The sequence below is a fragment of the Streptomyces sp. NPDC054841 genome, from assembly GCF_053611045.1.
In genome coordinates, this window is record NZ_JBSGZO010000807.1 from 1 (window position 1) to 2087 (window position 2087).

The 2087-nt window shown below is 70.4% G+C and carries 2 protein-coding genes; both read right to left on the minus strand.

Annotated features, from left to right (window positions below; genetic code table 11):
* Window positions 1-251: 251 nt before the first annotated feature.
* Window positions 252-1655, minus strand: a complete 1404-nt coding sequence (locus tag ACWGI8_RS43410; RefSeq protein ID WP_453669032.1) for an IS1380 family transposase — start codon at window positions 1653-1655, stop codon at window positions 252-254.
* A gap of 204 nt (window positions 1656-1859) precedes the next feature.
* Window positions 1860-2087, minus strand: a 228-nt coding sequence (locus tag ACWGI8_RS43415) for a hypothetical protein (protein WP_453669034.1), incomplete at its 5' end; no start/stop codon positions are given.

Genomic DNA, 2087 nt, shown 5'->3' on the forward strand with positions numbered 1-2087 from the left:
CCTCATACTGGGCGTATTCGGGCGATCCGACAACGCAGCGAGGTGCCGTAGCTGTCGTCGTGCGCCCGCCGGGGATTACGGGACAGCCCTTAGCCTCGGCGTTTCGGTTCCGGTGGTTGAGCTGGGGTGATGGCGGAGGACTGGTGGTGTCGGCCCCTGGTCGTTGAGTGGGCATGGCTTGGGCCCGACGCTCGGGGCCGGGGTCTCCAACGGGTTCCTCGGTGGTGGGCGGGCAGGGACAGTGCCGAAGGTCAGGTGGCCGGTCGCGGTAGTGCCGTGAGGCGGGCGAAGGCGTTGATGAGTTCGTGCCGCCAGGGCCAGGTCGCGGCGATCCGCAGGCGAAGGCGGCGGCTGCCGCGAGTGATGCGGGCGGCTGCGTGCAGTAGCCGGTAACGCAGCTTCTTCGGCTCGGCGGTGGCCAACTCTCCTTCCAGCAGCAGGGTCTGGGTCCAGGCGAGCAGGTCGGTGGCGGCCAGGGATAGCTCCAGCCACGCTTGATTGAGGGCGAAATGGCGGGAGGGGAAGCGGCCGAAGCCGGTGGTCTTTCCGCAGCGGATGCGGTCCTCGACGCGTGCGTGCGCGCGGTGGCGGACCTCCAGGTGCTGGAGCGAGCCTTCGCCGTAGGGGGTGTCGGTCAGGAAGACCTGGTGGCGCATGCCCTCGTCGAGGTCGAACACGGACAGCTGGGCGCCGGGGTGCGGGCGCTCGCGGCGGACGATGATCCGGGTGCCATCGGGGTAGCCGTCCAGGTCGACCATGCCAGTCAGCTCGGCGACCTCGGCGCCTTCGCGCAGGGTGCCGTCTTGCTCCAGCGCGGGGTGCCAGACCTCATCGGGCAGCACGCGGATCGCGCGGCGGACCGGCTCGGTGACGGGATGTCCGACCCAGAATGAGGTGTGGACGCCTCGGGCGCGCAGGGCCCGCAGGTGGGCCAAGAACGCTTTGGTTCCTCCGGCGCTGTCGGTGCGGACGAGGATGTCGGTGCCGTGGCGGCGGTCGTCGGGGATCTGGGCCAGCGCCGCATCGAGGACGGTGATGTGGTCGGCGGCGGTGTTGGCGCCGGCGTTGCCCGGCCGCAGCAGTCCGGCCAGGGCTTCGCCGGTGTTGCCCAGGAAGCACATCAGCGGGTGGTAGCCGAAGCCCCGCTTGTAGGTGGCGGCGGCCTGCTCTTTCTCGGAGTGGCAGGTGACCAGGGTGGCGTCCATATCAATGACCAGCCCGGGCAGGTCCCGCCCGCCGGCCTGGGCCGCGGGTATGCCGCTGTCCGTCTCGGCGGCCTGCAGCCAGGCGACCTCGCGCGCTGCAGCTCGGGCCGTGCGCAGTGCTGCCAGTGCCGCGTGGTCGATGTCGGCCAGGAGGCGCCAGGCGGTCGGGGCAGAGGCCACCGGGCCGAAGACCTCGGCCTGGTCGCGCAATAGGGCCAGGTCGGCGATGGCTTCGCCGCCGTCCGCGAGCATCACCGCCACGTCCACCGCGATCCTGCCCGGGTTGTGTCCGGTGCCGCGTGGCCGCAGGCGGCGCAGCGCGTCGGTGAATGCGGCGGTCAGGCCGGTGGCGTCAGCGAGATCGGCCAGCAGACGGGACCCGGCATGGCTGACCACCCCGTGGCCGTCGGCCGTGACGACGAGCTTGGGGCGCGACCCGGTAGTGTGCACGCAGAAAGTGCCTTCCTGCTGGGATGACAGAGACCTTCGACAAGCCTCATCTTCCCAGTTCAGAGGGCACTTTCGCGTTTCCGATCAAGATCCGGACACTGCGGCAAGTGAAACCCGCAGGTTAGGTCTTGCTGAACTGAAACTCCCGCAGGGCCAAGCCGTTCCATTTGACCTGCCTCAATGAGGAACCTTCGCCGTAGTCGATCAGGCTGCCTCGTCGGCGTGAACGGCCGCCAGTTGGACACCGCGGCGCAGCGCCGGACCTCGGCGAGCGTCACCGACTCCGCGGGGCGGGCCGCCGGGCAGGGCGGCCGCCTCGGCGGTCAGTGCAGTGGCGGTGAGTGCAGTGGCGGTGAGTGGAGTGGCGGTGAGGAAGCGCCTGCGGTCCAGGGAATGTTCGCATGGCCCGCCGCCGCCCGGTGTGCGTATGGG